Annotated in this window: 22 protein-coding genes; 12 read left to right on the top strand and 10 right to left on the bottom strand. The window is 71.0% G+C overall.

All coding sequences use genetic code 11. From position 1 onward, the window contains the following. Positions 1 to 83 precede the first annotated feature (83 nt). The 3 genes from ACIBI4_RS09470 to ACIBI4_RS09460 form a co-directional block, all read right to left on the bottom strand. Complete coding sequence (locus ACIBI4_RS09470) at positions 84 to 1,142, bottom strand: BMP family protein (RefSeq protein ID WP_399203064.1); 1,059 nt, start codon at positions 1,140 to 1,142, stop codon at positions 84 to 86. Between the two features lie 214 nt (positions 1,143 to 1,356). Further along, positions 1,357 to 2,457, bottom strand: coding sequence for a BMP family protein (locus ACIBI4_RS09465; RefSeq protein ID WP_399203063.1), 1,101 nt, complete (start codon positions 2,455 to 2,457; stop codon positions 1,357 to 1,359). 161 nt (positions 2,458 to 2,618) lie between these two features. Further along, positions 2,619 to 3,530 (bottom strand): iron-sulfur protein, encoded by a 912-nt coding sequence (locus tag ACIBI4_RS09460; protein WP_399203062.1) that lies wholly within the window; start codon positions 3,528 to 3,530, stop codon positions 2,619 to 2,621. A gap of 169 nt (positions 3,531 to 3,699) precedes the next feature. Between ACIBI4_RS09460 and ACIBI4_RS09455 the strand changes: the two genes are divergently transcribed. From ACIBI4_RS09455 to ACIBI4_RS09415, 9 genes are all read left to right on the top strand, one after another. Next, positions 3,700 to 4,701, top strand: coding sequence for a FecCD family ABC transporter permease (locus ACIBI4_RS09455; protein WP_399203242.1), 1,002 nt, complete (start codon positions 3,700 to 3,702; stop codon positions 4,699 to 4,701). Continuing rightward, complete coding sequence (locus ACIBI4_RS09450; RefSeq protein WP_399203061.1) at positions 4,698 to 5,762, top strand: FecCD family ABC transporter permease; 1,065 nt, start codon at positions 4,698 to 4,700, stop codon at positions 5,760 to 5,762. Before ACIBI4_RS09455 ends, ACIBI4_RS09450 begins: the two co-directional genes overlap by 4 nt. Continuing rightward, positions 5,759 to 6,631: an ABC transporter ATP-binding protein gene (locus ACIBI4_RS09445; RefSeq protein ID WP_399203060.1), complete on the top strand. Its 873-nt coding sequence runs from the start codon at positions 5,759 to 5,761 to the stop codon at positions 6,629 to 6,631. The genes ACIBI4_RS09450 and ACIBI4_RS09445 overlap by 4 nt, the downstream gene beginning before the upstream one ends. Positions 6,632 to 6,694: 63 nt before the next feature. Beyond that, the gene (locus ACIBI4_RS09440) at positions 6,695 to 7,720 is read left to right on the top strand and encodes an ABC transporter substrate-binding protein (protein ID WP_399203059.1); all 1,026 of its coding nucleotides are present in this window, start codon (positions 6,695 to 6,697) and stop codon (positions 7,718 to 7,720) included. 103 nt (positions 7,721 to 7,823) lie between these two features. Further along, positions 7,824 to 9,023: an acetyl-CoA carboxylase biotin carboxylase subunit family protein gene (locus ACIBI4_RS09435; RefSeq protein ID WP_399203058.1), complete on the top strand. Its 1,200-nt coding sequence runs from the start codon at positions 7,824 to 7,826 to the stop codon at positions 9,021 to 9,023. A 53-nt stretch (positions 9,024 to 9,076) separates the two neighbouring features. Next, positions 9,077 to 10,867, top strand: coding sequence for an IucA/IucC family protein (locus tag ACIBI4_RS09430; RefSeq protein ID WP_399203241.1), 1,791 nt, complete (start codon positions 9,077 to 9,079; stop codon positions 10,865 to 10,867). Then, complete coding sequence (locus ACIBI4_RS09425) at positions 10,864 to 12,066, top strand: MFS transporter (protein WP_399203057.1); 1,203 nt, start codon at positions 10,864 to 10,866, stop codon at positions 12,064 to 12,066. The genes ACIBI4_RS09430 and ACIBI4_RS09425 overlap by 4 nt, the downstream gene beginning before the upstream one ends. A 51-nt stretch (positions 12,067 to 12,117) precedes the next feature. Beyond that, a complete protein-coding gene (locus ACIBI4_RS09420; protein ID WP_399203056.1) occupies positions 12,118 to 13,911 on the top strand; it encodes an IucA/IucC family protein in 1,794 nt (597 codons plus the stop codon). Beyond that, positions 13,908 to 15,155, top strand: a complete 1,248-nt coding sequence (locus tag ACIBI4_RS09415) for a type III PLP-dependent enzyme (RefSeq protein WP_399203055.1) — start codon at positions 13,908 to 13,910, stop codon at positions 15,153 to 15,155. Before ACIBI4_RS09420 ends, ACIBI4_RS09415 begins: the two co-directional genes overlap by 4 nt. Positions 15,156 to 15,176: 21 nt before the next feature. On the opposite strand, the gene ACIBI4_RS09410 is transcribed toward ACIBI4_RS09415, so the two are convergent. The 3 genes from ACIBI4_RS09410 to ACIBI4_RS09400 all read right to left on the bottom strand — a co-directional run bounded on the left by ACIBI4_RS09410 (position 15,177) and on the right by ACIBI4_RS09400 (position 17,606). Beyond that, complete coding sequence (locus ACIBI4_RS09410) at positions 15,177 to 16,418, bottom strand: amidohydrolase (RefSeq protein WP_399203240.1); 1,242 nt, start codon at positions 16,416 to 16,418, stop codon at positions 15,177 to 15,179. A 152-nt stretch (positions 16,419 to 16,570) separates the two neighbouring features. After that, positions 16,571 to 16,795, bottom strand: a complete 225-nt coding sequence (locus ACIBI4_RS09405) for a DUF397 domain-containing protein (protein ID WP_399203054.1) — start codon at positions 16,793 to 16,795, stop codon at positions 16,571 to 16,573. Beyond that, positions 16,788 to 17,606, bottom strand: a complete 819-nt coding sequence (locus ACIBI4_RS09400; protein ID WP_399203053.1) for a helix-turn-helix domain-containing protein — start codon at positions 17,604 to 17,606, stop codon at positions 16,788 to 16,790. The genes ACIBI4_RS09405 and ACIBI4_RS09400 overlap by 8 nt, the downstream gene beginning before the upstream one ends. A 119-nt stretch (positions 17,607 to 17,725) precedes the next feature. Here ACIBI4_RS09400 and ACIBI4_RS09395 point away from each other — a divergent pair, with 119 nt between their 5' ends. From ACIBI4_RS09395 to ACIBI4_RS09385, 3 genes are all read left to right on the top strand, one after another. Beyond that, positions 17,726 to 17,941: a hypothetical protein gene (locus tag ACIBI4_RS09395; RefSeq protein WP_399203052.1), complete on the top strand. Its 216-nt coding sequence runs from the start codon at positions 17,726 to 17,728 to the stop codon at positions 17,939 to 17,941. A 137-nt stretch (positions 17,942 to 18,078) separates the two neighbouring features. Then, positions 18,079 to 18,996 carry a hypothetical protein gene (locus ACIBI4_RS09390; RefSeq protein WP_399203051.1) on the top strand — a complete coding sequence of 306 codons (918 nt, stop codon included), beginning with the start codon at positions 18,079 to 18,081 and terminating at the stop codon, positions 18,994 to 18,996. An 80-nt stretch (positions 18,997 to 19,076) separates the two neighbouring features. Next, entirely contained in the window at positions 19,077 to 19,304 is a 228-nt protein-coding gene (locus ACIBI4_RS09385) for a helix-turn-helix domain-containing protein (protein ID WP_399203050.1), read from the top strand. A gap of 78 nt (positions 19,305 to 19,382) precedes the next feature. Here ACIBI4_RS09385 and ACIBI4_RS09380 read toward each other — a convergent pair whose 3' ends face one another. From ACIBI4_RS09380 to ACIBI4_RS09365, 4 genes are all read right to left on the bottom strand, one after another. Continuing rightward, entirely contained in the window at positions 19,383 to 19,697 is a 315-nt protein-coding gene (locus ACIBI4_RS09380) for a multiprotein-bridging factor 1 family protein (protein WP_399203049.1), read from the bottom strand. Beyond that, positions 19,694 to 20,080, bottom strand: coding sequence for a type II toxin-antitoxin system RelE/ParE family toxin (locus tag ACIBI4_RS09375; RefSeq protein WP_399203048.1), 387 nt, complete (start codon positions 20,078 to 20,080; stop codon positions 19,694 to 19,696). Before ACIBI4_RS09375 ends, ACIBI4_RS09380 begins: the two co-directional genes overlap by 4 nt. A gap of 630 nt (positions 20,081 to 20,710) precedes the next feature. Next, positions 20,711 to 22,075, bottom strand: coding sequence for a DUF2254 domain-containing protein (locus ACIBI4_RS09370; RefSeq protein ID WP_399203047.1), 1,365 nt, complete (start codon positions 22,073 to 22,075; stop codon positions 20,711 to 20,713). Between the two features lie 159 nt (positions 22,076 to 22,234). Then, positions 22,235 to 22,699: a hypothetical protein gene (locus ACIBI4_RS09365; RefSeq protein ID WP_399203046.1), complete on the bottom strand. Its 465-nt coding sequence runs from the start codon at positions 22,697 to 22,699 to the stop codon at positions 22,235 to 22,237. Between the last annotated feature and the right edge of the window lie 64 nt (positions 22,700 to 22,763).

Below are 22,763 nucleotides of genomic sequence, written 5' to 3'. Positions count from 1 at the left end.
TGGAACGGGGTACGGAGAGATGATGCTCGCCGTACCCCGTTCCCGTCCCGTGTCACGACCGTGAACGGCGTGACGTTCAGGTATTACGGGGTGGTCTTGACCTTGATGGAGCCGTCCTTGATGCCCTCTTCGGCCTTCTTGACGGCCTCCTGCACCTCGGTCATCTTCATGAACGCCGGGTTGGAGTCGGCCAGCGCGACGCCGCCGGACTTGAGGTCGGCGCGGATGACGCCGGTCTCGGGCTTGCCGTCCTGGACGGACTTGGCGAGGTTGAAGACCGCGTCGGAGACACCCTTGGTGACCGAGGTCAGGATGTAGTCCTTGTACTTCGAGAGGGCCTGCTGGTTGTACTGGTCGGAGTCGACGCCGATCGCCCACTTCTTCTCGGCGGCGGCGGCCTCGATGGAGCCCTGACCGGCCAGACCCGCGGCGTGGTAGATCACGTCGGCGCCACCGTCGATCATGCCCTTGGCGGCTTCCTTGCCGAGGTCCGGCTTGGAGAAGCCGTCGAAGTTCGGCGGCTGGGTCAGGTACTGCGCGCGGACCTTGACCGACGGGTCGGTGTCCTTGACGCCCTGCTCGTAGCCGGCCTGGAACTTCTTGATCAGCGGGGTCTCGACACCGCCGACGAAGCCGACGGTCTTCGACTTGGTGGTCTTGGCGGCGGCCACACCCGCGAGGTAGGAGCCCTGCTCCTCGGAGAAGACGAGGTCCGCGACGTTCTTCGCCTTGACGGTCTCGTCGTCGACGATGCCGAAGGTGGTGTCCGGGTACTTCGCGGCCACCTCCTTGACGGCCGGCGCGTAGGCGAAGCCGACGCCGATCACCGGGTTGTAACCCTGCTTGGCCAGCGAGGTGAGGCGCTGGATCTTGTCGGCGTCCGACTCGCCGTCCGAGGGCTCGACGTCCTCGCCGCCGATGTTGAGCTCCTTCATCGCGCGCTCCATGCCCGCGTAAGCAGCGTCGTTGAAGGACTGGTCGCCCTTGCCGCCGATGTCGTAGGCGATGGCGACGCCCTTGCCCTTGGAGTCATCCGAGGACGAAGAGGACGAATCAGTGGACTTGCCGCCACAAGCGGCAAGGGAGACGGCGAGCGCGGTGGCAGCAGCGCCTGCAACCGCGAATCGGGACACCCGGTGCATGGGTCGTACTCCTTTGTGCAAGCGCCGGTGAGTGGCGCAGGTTTCGCCGCAGCGTAACGCGCGTAGACAAAACATAAAACCGTTGAGGAACACCTGTTATCGCTCTGTGCCTGGTCTCACACCTTGCACCATATGTCCCATCTGCCAAAGCAATGCGCCGGACCAGCGGAAACGGCCGGCCCGGCGCAGAGGGTCATTCGGCGGTAACTCTTCGTTACGGCGCGGACTTCACCGTGATGGTGCCGTCCTCGATAGCCTTTTTGGCCTTCTCGACCGCGTCGACGACGTCCGTCATCTCCTTGTACGCGGGGTTGGAATCGGCGAGTCCGACACCGCCGGCCTTGAGGTCGAAGCGCTGCTCGCCGCTGAGCGGCTTGCCCTCGACGACGGACTTGGTGAGCGAGTAGACCGCGCCGCCGACGTCCTTGGTCATCGAGGTGAGGATGTACGCCTTCTGCTTGTCGAGCGCCTTCTGGTTGTACTGGTCCGAGTCGACGCCGATCGCCCACTTCTTCTCGGCGGCCGCGGCCTCGATCGCGCCCTGCCCGGCGAGACCCGCGGCGTGGTAGATCACGTCGGCGCCGTCGTCGAGCTGGCCCTTCGCGGCCTCCTTGCCGAGGTCGGGCTTGGAGAACCCGTCGAAGTTCGGCGGCTGCGTCAGGTACTGGCGCTTGATCTTCACGGACTTGTCGGTGTCCTGGACGCCCTGGACGAAGCCCGCCTCGAACTTCTTGATCAGCGGGGTCTCGACACCGCCGATGAAGCCGACGGTCTTGGTCTTGGTCGCCTTGGCCGCCGCGACGCCCGCGAGGTAGGAGCCCTGCTCCTCGCTGAACACGAGGTCGGCGACGTTCGCCTCCTTGACGGTGGAGTCGTCGATGATCCCGAAGGTGGTCTTCGGGAACTTCTTCGACACCTCGCCGACGGCCTTCGCGTAGACGAAGCCGACGCCGATCACCGGGTTGTAGCCCTCGCTGGCGAGCTTCGTGAGCCGCTGCACCTTGTCGGCGTCCGACTCGTCGGCGGACGGCTCCATGTCGACGCCGCCGATCTTGAACTCGGCGCGGGCCTTCTCGTAGCCCGAGTACGCCGCGTCGTTGAACGACTGGTCGCCCTGGCCGCCGATGTCGTACGCGAGCCCGATGCCCTTGCCCTTGTACGTGTCCGACGCACCCGTCTCGCCGCCCTTGTCCTCGGGCGTGTTGGCCTCGGTACTGGTCTTGCCACAGGCGCTCGCCACGAGGGCCAGGGCGGAGACCGCCACGGCCACGCTGGAGAGTCTCGATATTCGACGCTTCTGCCGCACTGGAAACATCCCCTTCATCCCCAACGACCCCAACACTCCAACGCACCGTTCCCGACGCCGTTTCGGGCGCGCCGAGGCGCTGTATTGCGGCGCACAGTAACGCGCGTAGACCTGCAGGGGAACGGGATTTCACCGGGACGTTATCGAAACGTGCCGAGGCCGTTCCGGCGTCATTCCGCTTCCAGGCGCCGCACGCGCTCGGCGTCCGTGACGCGTGGACAGGTGCCGCAGGCCTGCGGCTGCTCCTCGCCGGAGGCGGCGGAGGGCCGGATGGCGTAGTAGAGGCAGCATCCGGCACGTGTCCGCGTCGGCCACTCCCGGCCCGAACTGCCGTACAGGGCACGGAAGTCGGCGCCTTTCGGGAAGGGCGGGACGGCCGTCGGCAGGAGCTGCCCGGCCCGTCGTACGGACCGGTCCTCCTCGTCGAGCATCCGGCCCAGGTACCAGACGCCGGAGACGAGATCGTCGCCCGCCATGCCCCACAGGGCGCGCGGCCCGCGCCGCATCGCGGGGGCGGCCGCGGCGATCAGCGGGCGGACGTGGTCGGCGTACGCGGACCGCAGCTCGGCGCGCAGCGCCTCCTCGTGCGCGACCGTGCGCACGCCAGGCCGTCCCGCCGCGGGATCGTCGGGGAAGCAGGTGAACCCGCCGGGCGCGAGGGCGAGTTCGGCGGTGGCGGGGTGGATACGGAGGTCGCGCGGGCGGATCCTGGGCACGCGGCGCGCCAGGTACCAGGGGCCGCTGATGAGCAGGCCAACGCTCCACAGGTAGTGGTGCATGAACCGGGAGGCGGCGACCTCGCGGCGGGGTTCCGTGCCGAACCGGCCCTGGATGCGGGCGGCTTCGCCGTCGATGGCGGCGTCGAGGAGGTCAGGGCGTGCGGCCAGTGCGGCCCCGTCGACCCACTGACCGTCCGGCACCGAAGGGTCACCGCCGCCGTCCGGGGCGATGGCGACCTGCAGTGACTCGCAGGTGCGCGTGAGGAGTTGGTACGTCTCCGACAGCGACGGTGCGCAAGGGGACGGTGGCGGGGCGCCCTTTCCAGCCGAAAGCCTCGGCGAGATGGCCGGTCTTGCCCTCAACACCCCTCCTTGATCGACGGCACCATAAGGTGAGCCTTACCTTAACGATGCACAAGCGGCCTTCGACGCCCGGCACGCCTCGCGCACCCGGGACCACTCACAGCAAGTTGACAGACTTAGGTATGCCTAACCTAAGGTACTCGCCGTGTCCACGTCCGCACCCGGTGTCATCTCCGGTCGTCCCCCCGCATCCGCCCGGCGGATCACCCTCCTGGTCGCCGGTACGGCCCTGTTGGTGATCTGCGCGGCGCTGAGCCTGGCTCTCGGCGCCCGGCCGGTTCCGCTGACCACCGTCGTCGACGCCCTGTCCGGGGACGCGCACGGCAAGGACGCCCTCGTGGTCACCGGCCTGCGGCTGCCCCGCACGGTGGTCGGCATCGCCGTCGGTGCCGCGCTCGGTGTGGCGGGGGCGCTCGCCCAGGGCATCACCCGCAACCCGCTGGCCGCGCCCACCACATTGGGCATCAACGCCGGTGCCGGGTTCGCCGTGGTCGTCGCCATCTATGCGCTGGGGCTCAACCGGCCCCTCGAATACGTGTGGTTCGCCTTCGCGGGCGCCGCGGGTGCCCTGTTCCTCGCGCTGCTGCTCGCCCGCCGCTCCGGGGACATCGACCCGGTGCGGCTCGCGCTCGGCGGTACGGTCCTCCAACTCGTCCTGCTCTCCTGGACGTCCGCCGTGATGCTGGCCAGTGAGCGCACGCTCGACGAGGCCCGCTTCTGGCTGGCCGGCTCGATCTCCGAGCGTCCGCTGGACGTGCTCCAGCCGGTGCTGCCGACCCTGGTGCTCGGGCTCCTGGTCGCGCTCGCCCTCACCCCCGCGCTCAACACACTCGCGCTGGGCGACGAGACGGCGCAGTCCCTCGGTGTCCCCGTCGCCCGGATCCGGCTGGCCGGCGCCCTCGCGGTGGTGCTGCTCGCGGGCTCCGCGGTCGCCGTCGCCGGGCCCATCGCCTTCATCGGACTCGCCGCGCCCCACCTCGTACGGCCCTTGCTGGGCGGCGACCACCGGCTGCTCGTGCCCGGCTGTCTGATCGCCGGGCCCACGCTGCTGCTCGCCGCCGACGTCCTCGGCCGGGTCGTCATCCGCCCCTCGGAACTCGAAGTCGGCATCGTCAGCGCCTTCCTGGGCGCGCCCCTGCTCGCCCTGCTCGCCCGGAAGGCGGCCCGATGACCGGCCTCGCCCAGGCGCCCGCGCCCGCCGCGTCTCCGCAGCGGGAGACCCGGGCCCCCGTCCTCGTACGCCGCCGTCTGCTGCTCGGCGCGTTCGCCACGGCCGTGCTGCTCGCCCTGTCCGTCGTCTCGCTCACGCAGGGGCAGATGCCGATGGACGCGTCCGTCGCGCTGCGCGCGCTGGTCGGACTCGGCGACCAGGGCGATGTGTTCGTGGTCCAGGAGTTCCGTGCGCCCCGGCTCGCCGCCGCGCTGATCGCCGGTGCGGGGCTCGGAGTGGCGGGTGCGCTGCTGCAGCGGCTGTTCCGCAATCCGCTCGCCTCGCCGGACGTCATGGGCATCACCGGCGGCGCGTCCTTCGGTTCGGTGGTGCTGCTCGCCACCGGCGCCTCGGCCACCCTGATCCCGCTCGGCGCGCTCGGCGGCGGGATGCTCGCCGCGCTGCTGCTCGGGGTCTTCGCCTGGAGCTCCGGGCTGACCGTGACGCGTCTGGTGCTCGTCGGCCTCGCCGTGCAGGCGGGGCTCGCCGCCGCGGTGAACCTCATGGTCGTACGGTTCCCGGCGGAGCTCGCCGGGGCGGCGCTGCAGTGGACGACCGGTTCGCTGTACGGACGTACCTGGACCGAGGTGAGTGCCGCCGCGGCCGCGAGCGCCGCCGCGCTGCTCGCCGCATTCGTGCTGCACCGGCGGCTCGCGGTGCTCGACCTCGGGGACGAATCGGCGGGCGCGCTCGGCGTCGGTGTCTCCGCGGCCCGGCTCCAGCTCCTGATCACCGCGGTCGCGCTGGCCTCGCTCGCGGCCGCGCTCACCGGGCCCGTCGCCTTCGTCGCCCTCGCCGTACCGCATCTCGTGCGCTTCGTCGCGGGCCCGCCGACCGCGGCGACCACCGCGCTGTGCTGCCTGGTGGGAGCGGCGCTGCTGCTCGCGTCCGACCTCGTGGTGCAGCATCTGCTGCCCGTCGAAGGGCTGCCCGTGGGCGTGGTCACGGCGACGCTCGGCGCGCCCTGGCTCCTCGTCTTGATGATCCGTCAGAGCACGCCCGTGAACAGGAGCTCCGTATGACGTCCGAGCAGCTCGCCCTTGAGGCGAAGGCGGACCCGGCTGCGGACGCGCCGGCCGGCGCCGCGCGCAACGAGCTGTCCGCTCGCGGCCTCGGTCTGCGCTACGGCGACCAGGTGATCGTCGATGACCTCGATCTGGTGCTGCCGGGCGGCGCGATCACCGCCATCGTCGGCCCCAACGCCTGTGGGAAGTCCACGCTGTTGCGCGGACTGACCCGGCTGCTCGCCCCCGCGCGCGGCACCGTCGCCCTCGACGGCACCGACATCCACCGGATGCCGGCCCGTGCGCTGGCCCGCCGGATGGGGCTGCTGCCGCAGCAGCCGGTGACGCCGGAGGCCATCACCGTCGAGGCGCTCGTACGGCTCGGGCGCTATCCGCACCAGCGGCTGCTCAGCCCCTGGTCGGCCGCCGACCAGGCCGCCGTCGACGAGGCCCTTGAGCGCACCGGCACCGCCGCGCTGCGCGACCGGCCCGTGGACCGGCTCTCCGGCGGTCAGCGCCAGCGTGCCTGGATCGCGCTGGCCCTGGCCCAGGACACGGACCTGCTGCTGCTCGACGAGCCCACCACGTTCCTCGACCTGCGCCACCAGCTCGATGTCCTCGACCTGGTGGCCGAGTTGCACTCCGCGGCCGGGCGCACCGTCGTGATGGTGCTGCACGACCTCGGCCAGGCCGCCCGGTACGCGGACCACCTCGTCGTCCTCAAGGACGGGAAGCTCGCCGCCGCCGGTGCGCCCGCCGACGTGCTCGACGCGGAGCTCGTGCGGTCCGTATTCGACGTGGACTGCCGGGTGATCCCCGACCCGGAGTCGGGCACGCCGCTGGTCATCCCCAGGGCCAGACACGCCGCACGGCCACCCTCCGCCTGACCCCTGTCCCCTACGCCCCCCACCCGGCTCAACTCCCCTGCCGCTCACACAGAAGGAACCCTCATGCGCACCAGAACCTCATCGCCGCGCGCCCTGCGCCGCCTCGGTACCGCTCTCGCCGCGTTCGCACTCGGCGCCACCGCGCTCGCGGGCTGCGGCAGCGGCGCGACGGAGGACGGCGGCAAGGACAAGGAGAACGCCGGCGCCGCGGGCGAGGCGTTCCCGCGGACCGTCGAGCACGCCATGGGCTCGACCGAGATACCGGCACAGCCCAAGAACGTCGTCGTCCTCGACACCGGTGAGCTCGACTCCGTGACGATGCTCGGCATCAAGCCGGTCGGCGCGGTCTCCCCGCACTTCAAGACCGCGCGCGGCTTCCCCGAGTACCTCGGCGACAAGGTCGAGGGCGCCAAGGACGTCGGCCCGCTCCTGGAGCCGAACCTGGAGCTGATCGCCTCGCTCGAGCCGGATCTGATCCTGTCCTCCAAGGTCCGCCACGAGAAGGTCTACGACAAGCTCAAGGGCATCGCCCCGACCGTCTTCACCGAGACCACCGGCGGACCCTGGAAGGAGAACCTGAAGGTCCACGCGGAGGCGCTCGGTCTGGAGAAGGAGGCCGGCGACGCGCTGAAGGCGTACGAGGGCCGTGCCAAGGCGCTCGGTGAGGCGATCGAGGAGAAGTACGACGGCACGATGCCGTCGGCGTCCGTCGTCCGGTTCGTCGCGGGTCCGACCCGGCTCTACCAGCGGTCCGCGTACAGCGGTGTCGTCCTCGACGACATCGGCCTCAAGCGCCCGAAGTCGCAGGCGTCGACCGACCCCGAGGTCACCATGGTCGACGTCAGCCCCGAGCAGATCGACAAGGCCGAGGCCGACCTGGTGTTCGTGACGCTGGCCGACGAGCCGTCCAAGACCAAGCAGAAGGACGTCACGTCCAACCCGGTCTGGAAGTCCCTCGACGCCGTGAAGAACGACAAGGTCCACACCGTGCCGGACGAGACCTGGATGTCCGGCATCGGGGTCCAGGCCGCCGAGCACATGCTCGAGGACGTCGCGAAGGCGACGGGCGTCGAGCTGCCGAAGGCGTAGGGCCTCCCCGGCTCCTGAAGGCGTAACGCCTTCCCCCCGGCCGGGCCGCATCTCCCCCATGGCGGCCCGGCCTCTCCCCCCACTCCTGGAAGGTGTCCAGCCGATGCGGCTGTACCTGCTCGCCACCGTCCCCACCGACTCGGTCACCGAAGGCTTCCTGCCGGCCGCCGCGCGGCTCGGTCTCCCGGTCACCCTGCTCACCGAGTCGCCCGAGCTGCATCGGAAGGCCTACGCCGGGCGCGATTTCTCCGCATCCGTGGAGATCCTGCCCTGCGATGTACGCGACTTCCGTGCGGTGATCACCCGGATCGCCGGCCACCACCGGCCCGACGCCGTCTTCACCAACAGCGACCATCTGCAGACCCAGGCCGCCCTGGCCGCCGCGTACTTCGGTCTGCCCGGCAAGGACTGGCGGGCGGCGCTGCGGGCGAAGGACAAGGCGGAGATGCGGCGCCGGCTGGCCGCCGCCGGGGCCGACACGGTCCGGTCGGCCGAACTGGCCCCGGACCAGGACCCGGCCGCGCTCGACGCCCCGTATCCCTGCGTGGTCAAACCGCGGGAGGGGGTGGCCAGCGAGGATGTGGTGCTGGTCGAGGGCCCGTCCGAACTTGCCTTGCGCTGCAAGGAGATCCGGGACCGGCGTCCGGGTGCCTCGCTGGTCGTCGAGGAGTATCTGCCCGGCGAGCTGTACACCCTGGAGACGCTAGGAGACGGCACGCGCCGCCATGTCCTCGGCGGTTTCCACACCGAGGTGTCGCCTCCCCCGGTGTTCATCGAGGAGCGCCTCACGTTCGTCCCCGCGCATCCCGCGCCGCTCGTGGAGCAGGTGCTCGCGCAGCTCGACGCGCTGGGTGTCGGATTCGGGATCTGCCACACCGAGTTCGTGGTGCACGAGGGCCGGGCCCGCCTCATCGAGGTCAACTACCGCGCGATCGGCGACCAGTGCGATCTGCTGCTCGCCCAGCTCCTGGACATCCCGCTCTTCGAGCACGTCCTGCGGACCCACCTGGGCACGCCGCTGCCCGCCTCGCTCGGCGCGCGTACGGACGGCCGCGCCCGCCTGGAATACCCCTGCGCCACCCGCGCGGGAACGCTGACGCAGGCACCGTCCGCCCAGGACCTCTCCGTGGACGGCGTACATCTGACGTACCGGCCGCTGCGCGAGCTCGGCGAACGGCACGAGCTGTACGGGACGAACCGGGACTACCTCGGGGTGCTGCGGGCCATCGGGACCGATCAGGGGGCGGTGGACCGGGTGGTCGCCGGCTTCCTGGGCGGGCAGCGGTGGGAGATCACGGCGTGAGGGCGGTCGGGTCGGAGGCGCGGGTCGGCCGGCAGCGGTCGGCTGCGGAGACGGTGGGCACTGCTGGGGCGCCGCAAGAAGGTGACGAGGCCCAGGTCGAGCTGACCCTGCGCGTCCTCAGCGCGCTGCTGCGCGAGGACGTGGCGGGGCTGCGGACCCGCGGCGTGATCGTGCACCGCGAGGACGGGCCGTGGCTGCGGCTGCCCACGACGCCCTCCCCCGCCCGCGACGACGCCCTCCTCCTCCCCCTCACCGAGGACGGCTTCCAGAGCGAGTACGCGGCCCGGCTGCCGTATCTCGTACGGGAATCGGGCGGCGAGCAGCTCACCGGCCCGGACCGCATCCTGGCCGCCCTGAGCGAGCTCGCCGACCCCGTCGACCGTCCCGGCTTCGACGCGTTCGCCGCCGAGTGCCGCCAGACCCTGGCGACGATACGGCTGCACGCGCACACGCGCTCCGGCGTGCTGCGCGGCCTGACCACGCGATACGGCACGGATCCCGCCCGCTGGTCCGGACTCGCCCGCTCCCTCGCGTACGACACGCTCGCCGCGTATCTCGACCACCCCGTCTACCCGACCGCGCGCGGGCGCTCGGGCCTGAGCGAGGACCAACTGCGTTCGTACGCGCCGGAGTTCCACCCCACCTTCGCCCTGCGCTGGATCGCCGTCCCCGAGGAGTCCCTGACCTTGCGCGGCGACCTGCCCGCCGCATGGCCCACCCCCGGCGACCTCGGCCTGCCCCGGCTCGACGCCTCGCACGTGGCCCTCCCCGTGCATCCGCTCACCGCGGGCGAGCCCTTGCGCGAGGCGCTGCGCACCACCGGCCTCGACGCGCGCGCCGTCCTCGCCGGGCAGTCGTACGCCGACGTCGTCCCGACCCTCTCCATGCGCACCGTCGCCCTCACCGACGACCCGCGCACCCACCTCAAACTCCCGCTCGCCACCGCGACCCTGGGCCTGCGCAACCGCCGCACGATCAAGCCCGGCACGCTCGTCGACGGCGCCGCGGGCCAGCGTCTGACCGAGACGGTCATCGCCCGTGAACCCCGTTTCCGTGACGTGATCCTGCACGCCGACGAGACCACGTACGCCCATGCGGGCCACGAGCTGCTCGCCCTGCTCGTGCGCCGCTACCCGGCGGGGCTCGACGATGCCGTGGTCCTGCCGCTGGCCGCGCTGCTCGGCCAGGCACCCGGTGAGCGACTCCAGGCCCCCGGTGAGCGGCTCCTCATCGACCTCCTCGCCGACCGCTTCTACGCCGGTGACCCGCTCGAGCTCCTCGATGCCCTGCTCACGCTGCTCCTCGACTGGCAGACCACGCTCTTCGCGTACGGAATCGCCCTGGAGTCGCACCAGCAGAACATCTCGCTGGTCCTGGACACGCACGAAGGCCGCACCCGGCTCCGGCTGCTGTTCAAGGACAACGACGGGCCGCGGATCAACCTCGTACGGCTGCGGGAGCGGCTCGGTCGACACGCCCCGGACCCCGGCGAGTTCGACGACCCGCGCATCTTCAGCACCAGCGATGACGCGGTCACGGCCCTCTTCACCACGATCACCCTGCACCTGTGCGCGGGCGCGTACGCCTTCGGTCTCGCCCGCCACGGACGCGCCCCGCTCGATGCCCTGCTCGGTCTGGTCCGTACGCGGCTCGACGAAGCTGTCGCAGGGATGGAGGCGGACGCCGGTGCCGTCCTGAGGAAACACGTACTGGAGGCGGACCGGCTGCCCGTCAAGGCGATGGTCACCGCGGGCACGCTGCTCAGCAAGGAGCGTTCGGGCGCCGCGGACATCAACAAGCACTACACGTCCGGCCCCAACTACCTGCTGAGGGCCGCGCGATGACCGCGACGACCCCGTCCGTGCGGGCGGCCGGTGCGGGTCCGCGGCCCGAAGCGCTGGACCGCCGCCAGGTGCACGCCGTGGCCGGGTGCTACTTCGTGGCGTCGTTCGCCGCGCTCGGGCTGCCGCCGTATCTCACCGAGATCCTGCCGGGGCTCGGCGACGAGCACGCCCGCTGGGCCGGGCTGCTCTACGTCGTGCCGACCGTCTTCGGCGCGCTCGGCGCGCCCCTGTGGGGGCGGCTCGCGGACCGGTTCGGGCGCAAACGGCTGCTGCTGCGCGCCCAGCTCGGGCTCGCCCTCTCCTTCCTGCTCGCGGGATGGGCGGACTCGCTCGGGATGTTCACGGCGGCCCTCGTGCTGCAAGGCATCCTCGGCGGCACGTTCGCCGCGTCCAACGGCTATCTGGCGGCCGCTCTCGAAGGCCCCGGCCTGTCGAAGGCGCTCACCTTGATGCAGGGCAGCGCCCGCGCCGCGCTCGTCCTCGCGCCGATCGTGGTGGGCGCGCTCTCCCCGTGGCTCTCGCCGCACCGCCAGTACGCGCTGCTCGCGGTCCTGCCACTGGCCGCGGCGGCGATGCTGTGTCTGCTGCCGGAGCCCGCGCTCCCGCAGGCTTCCGACGAGGTGGCCGACACCGCCTCGCCCGACGGGCCCGCAGCGCCGCTGACAGCCCTGTACGCCTACGAATTCACCTTCGTCTTCTCGACCGTCATCTCCTTCCCGTATCTGATCTCCCTCGTCGAGGACCGAATACCGGGCGTCTCGCCGGTCGTCTCCGGGCTGCTCTTCGCCCTGCCGCACCTGTGCTATCTGCTGTGCGCCCTGCGGGTGCACGCCCGCTTCGTGGAACGTCCGCGCCTGGGCATCGCGCTCGGTTTCGGCTGTATCGCGCTCGGTCTCGCCGGTCACGGCGTGGCCGGTTCGCTCGCCGCCTTCACCGCCGTACGGCTGCTTCTGGGCGTCGGCCTCACCCTCGGCCTCGTCTGTCTGTCCGTCCTCGCCGCCGACTGCGCCAAAGGGCGCGCTCCCGGCGGGATGTTCGGCTCGCTCGAACTCGTCTCCAAGGGCGGCGCCGTCGCCGCCGGACTCGCCGCCGCCGCGGGCAACAGCCTGCTCGGTCCCACCGCGCCGGTGCTGACCGGCACCGCGGTCGCCCTGGGTACGGCGTGCGCCGTCGCGCTGCACGCCGCGTACCGCCGCTGACCCGACGCACACCCCCTTGTCCGCACCCTCCGCACCCCGCTGGAGACCTCGATGTCGCTGCCCACGGGCACCGTCCCCGCCACCCCCGTCGAACTGCCCAGCGCCGACCGGGCCGTGGCGCACACCCTCCTCAACTGCCTCCTGCGCGAGGTCTCCGGACCCGAACACCAGACGGCCGTCGCCGACGGCCGGCTGCTGCTGCGGCTGCCCCGCGCCGGGGTGCTGCTCCGGGTCGCCCTGCGCCGTACCTCGCTGCTCGGCGCCCACCGCTTCACCGGCCCCGTCCAGGTCCAGGAGGACGGCGGCTGGGTGGAGGCGGACTGGCGCCGTCTGGCCGAGTACACCGAGACCGAGCTGTCGCTGCGGACGGGGGTGCGCAACGAGGAGTTCCTCGACCAGGTCGCCTCCACCCACGAGGGCGTACGGTCCGCGCTCGGCGCCGCCGCGGCGCTCAGCACCGACCCGCCGCTCAGCACCGACCCGCCGCTCACCGCACCCGACGCGGGCGCCGTCCCTGGAACGGCCGCGTTCCTCGCCTCCGAGCAGTCCCTGCGCCTGGGCCACCGCTTCCACCCCACACCCAAGGCCCGCAGCGGCAATCCCGCCCACTGGGCCGCGTACTCCCCCGAGTCGGGCGCCTCGTTCCCGCTGCGGCTCCTCGCCGTACGGGAGCACCTGATCGCCGAGGAGACCGCGGAACCCGGCGCGGGCGCACCCCTCGACCGGCTCCACCCCGACGTGCCCGCCGGCTACCGGCTCCTTCCGGCCCACCCCTGGCAGCTGTCGATGCTGACCGACCACCCGGCGCTGCGGGCCGCCCGCGAGCGCGGCGACGTCGTCGACCTCGGGCCGAGCACGCGGCGCTTCGCGGCCACGGCCTCGGTGCGCACCCTCTTCGACGGGGACGCGTTCCTGAAGTTCAGCCTGAACGTGCGGATCACCAACTGCGTCCGCAAGAACGCCCGTTACGAGCTCGCGGGCGCCGTGGCCCTGACCCGTGTCCTCGACGGGGCGCTGGACGACCTCGCGGCCCGCTTCCCCGGCAGCGCGATGCTCCGCGAGCCCGCCTACCGCACGCTGGCGCTGCCCGGCGCCGACGGCACGCCCGACACGGCGCTCTTCGAGGGCTTCGGCGTGATCGTCCGCGAGGGCCTGTCGCGGCGGCTGCTGCCCGGCCTCACCCCGCTGCTCGCGGGCGCGGTGGCCGACGAGTACCCCGGCGGCCCGGGCCATGTGTCCCATCTCCTGGACGGCGCGGGCCCGGAGCGGGCGCTCGCCTGGTGGCGCGCGTATCTGCGGCTCCTGATCCCCCCGGTCCTGTCCGCGTACTTCGACCACGGGCTCGTCCTCGAACCGCATCTGCAGAACGTCCTCGTCTGCGTCGACGCCGACGGCCTGCCCGCCCAGGTCCTCTTCCGCGACCTGGAGGGCACCAAGCTGCTGCCGGGGCAGCACGCCACGACCCTGGCGGGCCTGCCGCCCGAGGTCGCGCAGCCGATGACGTACGACGCCCGGCGCGGCTGGGACCGCGTCGTGTACTGCCTGCTCGTCAACCACGTCAGCGAAATGCTGGCCGCCCTCGCCGATCTGCACCCGCAGTCGGAGCCCGCGCTGTGGGCCGAGGTCCGCGCCGTCCTGCGCCGCCACGCCGACCTGCACGGCTGCCCGCCCCGCCTCGCCGCGCTCCTCGCGGGCGTCCCGCTGCCCGCGAAGGCCAACCTCCTGACGCGCTGGGAACGCAAGGCGGACCGGGCCGCCGGCTACGTACCGCTGCCGTCACCACTCGCCGAGGACGTCCACCCGTCGGGCGCCTTCGCCCCGCACGATCCCTGGAGCACCCGATGACCGCCGCACCCACCGCTGCCGTAGCCACCCCCGCCACACCCACCGCTGCCGTACGCGACCGCATCGAGTCGCTGCCACCGTCGGAACTCCCCGCGTATGTCTACGACTTGGACGCCTTGCGCGCCCATGCCCGCACCGTCCGCGCCTCCCTGCCCGGGCAGGTCGAGCTCTATTACGCGGCGAAGGCGAACCCCGAGCCGGAGATCCTGACCGCGCTCGGCGCGCACGTGGACGGGTACGAGGTCTCCTCGGGCGGTGAGCTGACCCATGTGGCCAAGGCGGTCCCGGGCCGCGCGCTCGCCTTCGGCGGGCCGGGCAAGACGCCCGCCGAGATCGTCACCGCGCTGGAGCTGGGCGTGCGCCGCTTCCATGTGGAGAGCGCGTACGAACTCCATATGCTGGCCGCGCTCGCCGAGCGGACGGTCCCCGGCGCCCGCCCGGGCGTCCTGCTCCGCCTCAACCTGCAGCTGCCGTCCGACTCCCTCGAAAGCAGCGCGCTCGCGATGGGCGGCCGCCCGACGCCGTTCGGCCTCGATCCCGCCGAGGCCGACCCGCTCGTACGGCTCCTGACCGACGGCACGTATCCCCACCTCGAACTCCTGGGTGTGCACGCCCACTTGGCAAGCGGCCTCGACGCGCCCCGGCTGCTCGCCCTGGCCTCGTCGGTCATGACCCAGTCCCTGGACCTGGCCGCGCGGCACGGGGTGCGCCTCAAGGAGATCAACGTGGGCGGCGGCATGACCGTCGACTACGCCCGCCCTGACGACCGCTTCGACTGGACGGCGTACGGGCACGGCCTCAGCACCCTCCTCGCCCCGCACCCGGGCCTGACGCTGCGCATCGAGCCGGGCCGCGCGCTGACCGCGTACTGCGGCTGGTACGCGACCGAGGTGCTCGATGTGAAGCGCAGCCACGGCGAGGAGTTCGCGGTGGTGCGCGGCGGCACCCACCATCTGCGCACCCCGGCCACGAAGGGCCACGACCAGCCCGCCACGTTCCTGCCGAGCGCCCGGCCCTGGCCCCACCCATGGCCCCGCCCTTCAGCGGGGCTTGACCGCATCACGCTCGCCGGGCAGCTCTGCACGCCGAAGGACGTCCTGGCACGGAACGTCCCGGTGCCCGCCGCGCTGCGGGCGGGCGACCGGGTGGCGTTCGGGCTTGCGGGCGCGTACGCGTGGAACATCTCGCACCACGACTTCCTGATGCACCCGCGGCCGACGTTCCACTTCCTCAAGGAGGGCTGATACGGGGGATGGCGCGGGTGGTCAGACGGCGTGCCGCCCACCCGCGTCCAGCAACGCGGCAGCGGTGAACAGCTCGACCCCCACCGTGATCGCCGACTCGTCCGCGTCGAAGTCGCCCTGGTGGAGATCGCAGGAGCTGCGGTCGCCGGGGCGGCGGACGCCGAGGCGGGCCATGGAGCCGGGGACGTGCTCCAGATACCAGCTGAAGTCCTCACCGCCCAGGCTCTGCTCGGTGTCCTCGACGGAGAGCGGACCGCGGCGTGCCACCATCGCGTCGCGCAGCAGATCGGTCACGGCCGGATCGTTGACGACCGGCGGGACACCGCGGATGTAGTTGATCACGGACTTGGCGCGGTGCAGGTCGGCGACCTCCTGGATCGCCGCGTGCACCAGGTCGGGCGCGCTGCGCCACGCGTCGAGATCCAGGCACCGTACGGTCCCGGACAGTTCGGCGTGCTGCGGGATCACGTTGGGCGCATGCCCCGCCTCGATCCGGCCCCAGGTGACCGCGAGCCCGGCGCGGGCGTCGATCCGGCGCGCGACGATCGCGGGCACGTCGGTGGCGACACGGGCCGCGGCGGTCACCAGGTCGGTGGTCAGATGCGGGCGCGCGGTGTGCCCGCCGGCCCCGTCGAGGGCGACCTCCAGACGGTCGCACGCCGAGGTGATGGCCCCGTGCCGCAGCCCGATCTTCCCGGCGTCGACCTTCGGATCGCAGTGCACGGCGATGATCTTCCCGACCCCGTCGAGCACCCCGGACGCGATGGCATCGGTGGCGCCGCCCGGCAGCACCTCCTCGGCGGGCTGGAACAGCAGCCGCACCGGACGCGGCAGCTCCCCCTTGGCGTGCAGCCCGGCGAGGACGAGCCCCGCGCCGAGCACGGCGGTGGTGTGAACGTCATGCCCGCACGCGTGCGCCCGGTCCGGCACGGTGGACCGGTACGGCGCCTCGGTCTTGGTGTCCGGAATCGGCAGCGCGTCGATGTCCGCCCGCAGCGCGAGCATCGGCCGTACGCCGTCCCACGCACCGATGTCGCATACGAGCCCGGTCCCCGTGTCGAGCACACGCGGCACAAGCCCCGCCTGCTCCAGCCGCCGCTTCAGCGCGGCCGTGGTCCGGAACTCCTGATTGCCCAGCTCAGGGTGCATGTGCAGATCACGCCGAAACGCGATGAGCTCGGCACGCAGCCCCTCGGGCAGCGTGCCGGGCAGACTTGCCGCGGCTGCGGAGTCACCCTCTGGGGTGTCGGTCGTACGGGACATCACTTGGTTCACCCTCGCAAGCGTAAGGCGATGCAAGGGGCAACTAAGCCTCGATCAACAAAACTTCAGCCAGATTGACGTAAGAAAATCAGCCGGGTTGCGCATGGCGACCCCCGCGGAGGGGTATGACAGCCTGTTTGCCTTTGGCCGCGCTAGGTGAGATCGCCCTGGTGGAGGGCGGTGATGAAGGTGCGCCAGGCGGTGGGGGTGAAGGGGATGGCGGGGGCGGTGGGGGTTTTGCTGTCTCGGACGGGGATGTGGGTGCCGGGGTGGGTGTCGTTCACTTCGAGGCATTGGCCGCTCTCGCCGCCGCTGTAGGACGACTTGCGCCAGCCGGGCAGAACCGAGGCGTCCGGGATGGTCACGTGCTCACGCATGCTCGTACTCCTTCGCGGCGGACTTGATCAAGGCCAGAGAGGCGCCGTGCGAGAGCGCGTCCCCCAAGGCGTGATCGTATGCCGCCTGGCACGCACTCACAGCGGAGGGGACTTCGAGCACCCGCCCCACACTCAAGCCTTCCACGTACGCGACCGGAGGCAGGTCGTCGAACCACATCAGTGACACGACGCCCTCCATCAATGCGTGCAGCCCGCCGGCAAACGGAAGCACATGAACCCGGATCCGGTCATGCTCCCCCAACTTGGCGATGTGACAAAGCTGTTCGCACATCACGGCCGGGCCGCCGACAGGACGGCGCAGAACCGCCTCATCCAGCAGTGCCCAATAGACCGGGCTGTGGAAATCACGCAGGATCCGACCGCGTTGAAGACGTGTGACAAGGAGCTTGTCACGTTCGTCGGCAGTCTTCGCGGGGAAGCCGGAGCCGAGGACGGCCCTGGCATACGCCTCGGTCTGAAGCACCCCCGGCACCAGCTTGGGGCCATATACGCGGATCACGGTGGCCTGGCGCTCCAGCTCCAGCGCCTCCGCGAAATGCTCCGCGACGCGGCCCTCCCCGAGCGTGGGCAGAAACCGCACCAACACCCCACCCGCACCCAGCACTTCATCCAAGCGCCGCGCATCCTCGGCATCCGGCCGCCGCCGCCCACCCTCAATATGCGCGATATGCGTACGTGACATGACCGCCCGCACGCTCAACTCCTCCTGCGAGAGCCCCGCGGCCTCACGCCGGCGCCGCAACTCCCTCCCGTACTCCTGACGGGACTGCGGGCTGTCCTGGATCGCCATGCCGACCAACTCCCGGATGTGCGGATGCCGTTGTCACACGCAAACCACTACCGAGAGTAAGGCGGGCCGCCTCAGTGTGTGAGCGAATCAGCACGCAGAGCGAGAGGTGGACGGCAGTGATGCACGAGACGGGCGCGTACGTCGCGCACACCGGCACGGACGTATACGGCCCCGGGAAGGTCATCGGCGTCGAGGGCGAATGGCGCCGGGTGCGGTTCGTGTACTTCGTGGCCAGCATCGATGCGGCGGATCTGCGGGCCGCGCCGGAGGAGGAGCAGGCGCAGGTGCGGGAGTGGCTGCGCCTCAAGTCCGAGCGCTACGGCGGAGCCTGGTGAAGCCGCCCACCCGACTACTCGAAGTAGCCATCCGCATACGGAAGTTGCTGTACGGTGATCGCAAATCGGCCCCCGTGCTGGCTGGCACCAGCGGCGAGGGCCTTCACCTCGAGTGGCTATCCCTAGGAGCACCCGAAATGCTTCGTCATGCTATCCCGCCTGCCCGCTTCTTCTCCCAGGTCCCGAACGAAATCCTCCGCCATCCACGGCTCTCGTCGGACGCGGTACGCCTCCTGACCTGGCAACTCTCCCTCCCGGAGGGCGACAACTCCCCCCTCTCGAAAACCGCCGCCCAGGCCGGCATCGGGCGCGCCTCCTTCGCCCGCGCCAAGCGGGAGTTGAAGGCGGAGGGCTACCTCCACGAGTGGCGCGAGCAGTGCGGACGCGGCCGCTGGGGGACCCGCCAGCTGGTCTCGAACGTGCCGCTGAGCGCGACGGAGGCTGCGGGCTTACGGGACGGCGGCGGCGAGCCCGGCACCCACGAGCACGTCGCCCCCGCCGACGTACATCCGACCGCCCTCCCACCGACTGCGCTGTCCCCGACCGTCGGTGAGCCGACTGCCCGGTCCGTCGGCAGTCATCCAAGCGAAGACCTACCGGACAACACCTCCAACCCTCCGCGCGCAGCAGCCGCCGAACTCCTTTCCACCCTCGGCGACTTGGACAGACGCCTGGCCCGAATCCCACGCGGCATACAGGACGAACTCACCGCACACCTCGCCGCGTGGCTCACCGCGGGCCACACCCCGGACGCCGTACGCGAACACATCACCCTCAGCCTCCCCTCCACCGGCCGCCCAGTCCTCCGCCCCGGCGGCCTCCTCCGCTACCTCCTCAGGGATGTGTCACCGGTGCGCGTACGGGCCGAGCCCCGGGTGGCCTCGATGCGCGAATGCGCGAGCAGTACCCACGTCCAGCCCTTGCTCTTCCGCCCTATCGCCGACGAGACCCACTGCGGGGCATGCCGCACTGCCCAAGCCACAACTCAGCTCCCTGACACCAACGGCCCGCAACTCGGTGCGCTTGCGGTGCGGGCAGCGTTGCGGGGCTACTGATGAGCCGCGGATACCGAACCAGCTGGAAGGTCCCGCCCGAACACCGCGAGGACCCTGCCTACCGGGCTACCGGACGACGCATGGACTTCGCTCAGGCCGCGTACGAGCGGCGGGCGGTCCTCGGGTGGGATGTGGCGGAGCTTGCTCGGCGCGCCGGCATGACGGAGGCCGAGATCGAGTCCATCGAGGAGAGCGGGGTAGAACCCACCCTCGAACTGATCGAGCGACTCGCGGCCGCACTGGAATCCGGCGCACGCATTGATCCGGGACACACCCCGGAATTCCGTTTCGAGGAACGGGCCGCGTAGCGGCTCCGCTTCCTCCACGGACTCGGATGGATTCCCGGATCAGGAGATTCCTCGGACTGCCAGCCGTCGGGCGGACACTCAGGCTGCTTGGTGGTGCGGAGTGAGTTCGATCGTCAGCTCTGCATCGAGGGCGCGCGCCAGGCGGCGCAAGAGCGGGATGGTGGGCACGGTGCCGCCGCCTTCGATCCGGGAGATCTGGGGCTGCTTCATCCCGCAGCGTTCGGCGAGCTCGGTCTGGGACAAGCCCAGGGCCGTCCGCCGGTCGTAGACGAGCTGGCCGAGGTCGTGGGCCAGTTCGGCCTCCTCGTACAGGCGGTCGTACTCGGTGTTCTCCTCCACGGACTCGCCAAGGAGCTTGCGGTGGCGGCGGGTCTTCCACTCGGCGTGGTTCACAGCAGTTCCTCCTTGATCGGGCGACTGTAGATGTTGTGCTCGGAGGCCGGCGCATGGCTGGCCTCGCATGCGGCCTGGACCGCGCGGGCCCGGTCGACCTCGGCCTTCTCACGCATCTTCGTCTTGCGGAAGACGGTCAGCAGGACGACACGTCGACCGGGTGCGAGCCAGTAGGTGACGCGCTGCGCATTCTCACCGAGATCGAATCGCAACTCGCGGACCTTGCCACCGAGATGACGGCTATAGGGCTCGCCGAGGGTGGTCGCGTTCTCGGCGAGGCGGTCGACCTTCTGTTCGGCTATCACGTAGTGGTGGGCGGGTAGGTTCTCCAGCCAGAGGCGGACCTCGGGCTCGATCTCGATGGTGTACCGCTCACCGGTCATACCTTCGATGCTATATAGCTTAGGTGTTATATGCCAGCGGTTCCCGCAGGAGCCCTGAGGGATTGCCTACGCGGGGGTTGGGGGACCTTGGGCCGGGGTCCTGTCCGGTGCGGGACCGGTCGCGCTCCGGAGGGCGTGACGCTGCGCGGGGCTGCAGCGGTGCGGGCGGCGCCGCAGGGCTGCTGATACCCCTCTGCTTCGAGGACCCGACCAAGAGGGCGGCGGGCGGTCACACTCTGCGGAATGCCACGACGCAGCCACCAGCAGTTATGACCCAATGGGGAAATATCAACTCACAGTCGAGATCATGTCCACTATTGCTGCGGCCCCCAGGAATCCACATGCACCCCTTATCAGGGCCGGACTGAAGCCTCGGCCAGGAGCGAAGGGGCCGCGATTCATGGCGAACTCATGGATTCTGTAAGCCGCATCGCGCACGTTGAAAACCACAACAAGGCAGGCGACTGCGAACAGGCCGTCACGCAAGAGAGTCAAGCAACCCACCCCTCGAACCCGCAGGTCAGCGAGTAGCGGGCAACAGCTTGACCATTGCACGCCACAAGTGTCCATGGGTCCTGACACCCATGTCGCTTGCACAGCGGCACTCGGCGGGTGTGCCGCCCAGGGTGGTCACACCCCCTGCACACCGCTCCCCTGCTCCGTCCCCAGCCCCTGCGGATCTGCCTGGCGAGCCAGCTCCCGGTCCAGGGGCTGGGGCCAGTGGGTGGGGAGGTCGGCGTCCATGGTGGCGGTGCGGGCTGCCAACGGTGGGGTTTGGGCGGGGGTGCAGACCAAGGCGACTGTGGCGTACAAGGCGCGTAGGCGGCGTTGGACCTGGAGGGACGTCGTGCCGAAGTGGCGGATTTCGTCCGTGCCGATGCAGACGTAGTCCGTCCAGGAGCGGGTGCGGCAGGTGAAAGCGCCGGTCGTGGGTGGGGGTGTGGCCGCGAGTCGTGGAGCGAGGAGGACCAGGAGGTCCTCGATGTGGTCGAGGGCCTGGACGGCGCGGCCCGGGTCGTTGATCGCGGGTGAGAGGGCTTTGAGGGCGATGTCGACCAGGGCGCGGAGGGCGCCGGCGGGGTCGGTGGCCGCGCTCGGGGTCTCGCCGAAGAGGAGGCAGCGTACGAGGGTGTCGCGGTCGACCTTGTCGGCGGGTCCGTACACGTGGAAGAGCGGGGCTTCGAGAGCGATGAAGTCGCCCGTGACCGGGACGAGTTCGAGTTCCACGCCCCAGCTGCGGGCGTGGGAGGCCAGGCGGTCGCTGTCGAAGGCGAGGAGGACCTGGCCGCTGTAGGGCGGGGTGCCCAGGCGGAGGGTGGTGTGCGGTAGTTCGGTGCGGGTGGCCGGTGAGGATGCCTCAGGGGCTTCCGGCCCGCCTGGCCCCACCGATGCTTCCGGTGCTACGTCGGGGAAGTTGCGCAGAACCGCCTGCCGCCCCTGAGCCGCCAACGACCGCAGCAAATAACCCGAGTTGAGAACTCCCGTCACCCGCGTGACCAGCGCGAGGAAGAGGACCGCGCAGCAGACCGAGAGGCCGATCGCGCAGAGGACGGACAGGAGCGGGCGGTAGTCCTCCTCGCGTACGGCGAGGCGTACGGAGACGAGCAGGGTGTAGACGAACGTGGCGAGGAAGAGGCCGATGGACCAGCGCATCACCGGGTCCTGGCGGAGGATCGGCACGATCCGCACGGAGAGCTGGGCCGCGCCGAACTGCATGGCCAGGGTCAGCGCGGTGAAGACGAGGCCGGTGAGCGTGATCATGCCGCCCGCGATGGCGCTCAGCAGGTTGGACATCGCGCTGTCGTCGATCTCGACGAAGAGCACGCCGCCGACGTCGCCGTCCCCGAGGACGAGGTGGCGGTCGATGAAAGGAAGCAGCCAGGAGAGGAAGAGGGCCAGCACCAGCATCACGAGCGGGATCCGCCAGACCGGGAGCAGCCGCAGCCGCCTGCGGGTCAGGTACCAGTGCCAGCCCCGGTCGGACATGCCGGTCATTGCGACGCCCACTCTCCACGGTTACGCCCTGCGGTCACCGGGGTGATCCTCGCGTACGGGGTGGGTGTGCAGGGGGCGGCACGCGGGGAGGGGGCGACTGCGGGCACCCGCTCCTGGAGAGCGGGTGCCCGTGTGGTGGGGACGTGGCGGGGCTTGCGGTCAGGCGCGGGGGCAGATGTACGCCGACGGTGTCGAGATCCAGTCGCTGCTGATGACCCCGTTGGTGTTCATCCACTGCACGCGGACCGTCGCGCGGACGGTCCTTCGAGGCGATGAACCGCACGAGAACGTGTCACTGCGGTCGACATCCTGGTAGGGCTCCCAGGACGAATCCGTGGGCGCGGAGCGGAGGGTTTCCCAGCCGGCACCCCAGTTCTGCTCCAGCAGCACGTCGAGGACTCGGACCTGGTAGCTGCCCCCGTTGGCGGTGTCGGTCACCCGGGCGTGCGCGTTGAAGACGCCGGTGGAACCCATCTCGAGGTTGGCGCAGCGGACGACCTCGCTGCCCACGCACTCGTGCTCGATCTGGGTGGCGGACGCCGGTGCCGCAGACAGCATGGTGACCCCGAGCGCGGAGCCGACGACGGCCGTCAGGCCGCTCATGAACTTTCCGTTCTTTCGCATGGCAGGAGAGTGGCGGGCGGCGTCGGTGGAAAGTTGCAGCAACCTGCAGCCGCAGGCGGTTGCG

Source organism: Streptomyces sp. NPDC050418 (assembly GCF_044458745.1).
In the GTDB taxonomy this organism is placed as follows: Bacteria; Actinomycetota; Actinomycetes; order Streptomycetales; family Streptomycetaceae; genus Streptomyces.
Note: the sequence above shows the minus strand (reverse complement) of the source record. Positions and strands in the feature narration are given on the sequence as shown.

Bases quoted from the DNA above. Each gene is read 5' to 3' on its own strand.
- ACIBI4_RS09415 (WP_399203055.1), top strand. From the start codon at position 13,908: ATGACCGCCGCACCCACCGCTGCCGTAGCCACCCCCGCCACACCCACC.
- ACIBI4_RS09370 (WP_399203047.1), bottom strand. From the start codon at position 22,075: ATGACCGGCATGTCCGACCGGGGCTGGCACTGGTACCTGACCCGCAGG.
- ACIBI4_RS09440 (WP_399203059.1), top strand. From the start codon at position 6,695: ATGCGCACCAGAACCTCATCGCCGCGCGCCCTGCGCCGCCTCGGTACC.
- ACIBI4_RS09385 (WP_399203050.1), top strand. From the start codon at position 19,077: ATGGACTTCGCTCAGGCCGCGTACGAGCGGCGGGCGGTCCTCGGGTGG.
- ACIBI4_RS09375 (WP_399203048.1), bottom strand. From the start codon at position 20,080: ATGACCGGTGAGCGGTACACCATCGAGATCGAGCCCGAGGTCCGCCTC.
- ACIBI4_RS09420 (WP_399203056.1), top strand. From the start codon at position 12,118: ATGTCGCTGCCCACGGGCACCGTCCCCGCCACCCCCGTCGAACTGCCC.
- ACIBI4_RS09435 (WP_399203058.1), top strand. From the start codon at position 7,824: ATGCGGCTGTACCTGCTCGCCACCGTCCCCACCGACTCGGTCACCGAA.
- ACIBI4_RS09410 (WP_399203240.1), bottom strand. From the start codon at position 16,418: ATGTCCCGTACGACCGACACCCCAGAGGGTGACTCCGCAGCCGCGGCA.
- ACIBI4_RS09445 (WP_399203060.1), top strand. From the start codon at position 5,759: ATGACGTCCGAGCAGCTCGCCCTTGAGGCGAAGGCGGACCCGGCTGCG.
- ACIBI4_RS09425 (WP_399203057.1), top strand. From the start codon at position 10,864: ATGACCGCGACGACCCCGTCCGTGCGGGCGGCCGGTGCGGGTCCGCGG.
- ACIBI4_RS09390 (WP_399203051.1), top strand. From the start codon at position 18,079: ATGCTTCGTCATGCTATCCCGCCTGCCCGCTTCTTCTCCCAGGTCCCG.
- ACIBI4_RS09450 (WP_399203061.1), top strand. From the start codon at position 4,698: ATGACCGGCCTCGCCCAGGCGCCCGCGCCCGCCGCGTCTCCGCAGCGG.
- ACIBI4_RS09395 (WP_399203052.1), top strand. From the start codon at position 17,726: ATGCACGAGACGGGCGCGTACGTCGCGCACACCGGCACGGACGTATAC.
- ACIBI4_RS09465 (WP_399203063.1), bottom strand. From the start codon at position 2,457: ATGTTTCCAGTGCGGCAGAAGCGTCGAATATCGAGACTCTCCAGCGTG.
- ACIBI4_RS09405 (WP_399203054.1), bottom strand. From the start codon at position 16,795: ATGCGTGAGCACGTGACCATCCCGGACGCCTCGGTTCTGCCCGGCTGG.
- ACIBI4_RS09400 (WP_399203053.1), bottom strand. From the start codon at position 17,606: ATGGCGATCCAGGACAGCCCGCAGTCCCGTCAGGAGTACGGGAGGGAG.
- ACIBI4_RS09365 (WP_399203046.1), bottom strand. From the start codon at position 22,699: ATGCGAAAGAACGGAAAGTTCATGAGCGGCCTGACGGCCGTCGTCGGC.
- ACIBI4_RS09470 (WP_399203064.1), bottom strand. From the start codon at position 1,142: ATGCACCGGGTGTCCCGATTCGCGGTTGCAGGCGCTGCTGCCACCGCG.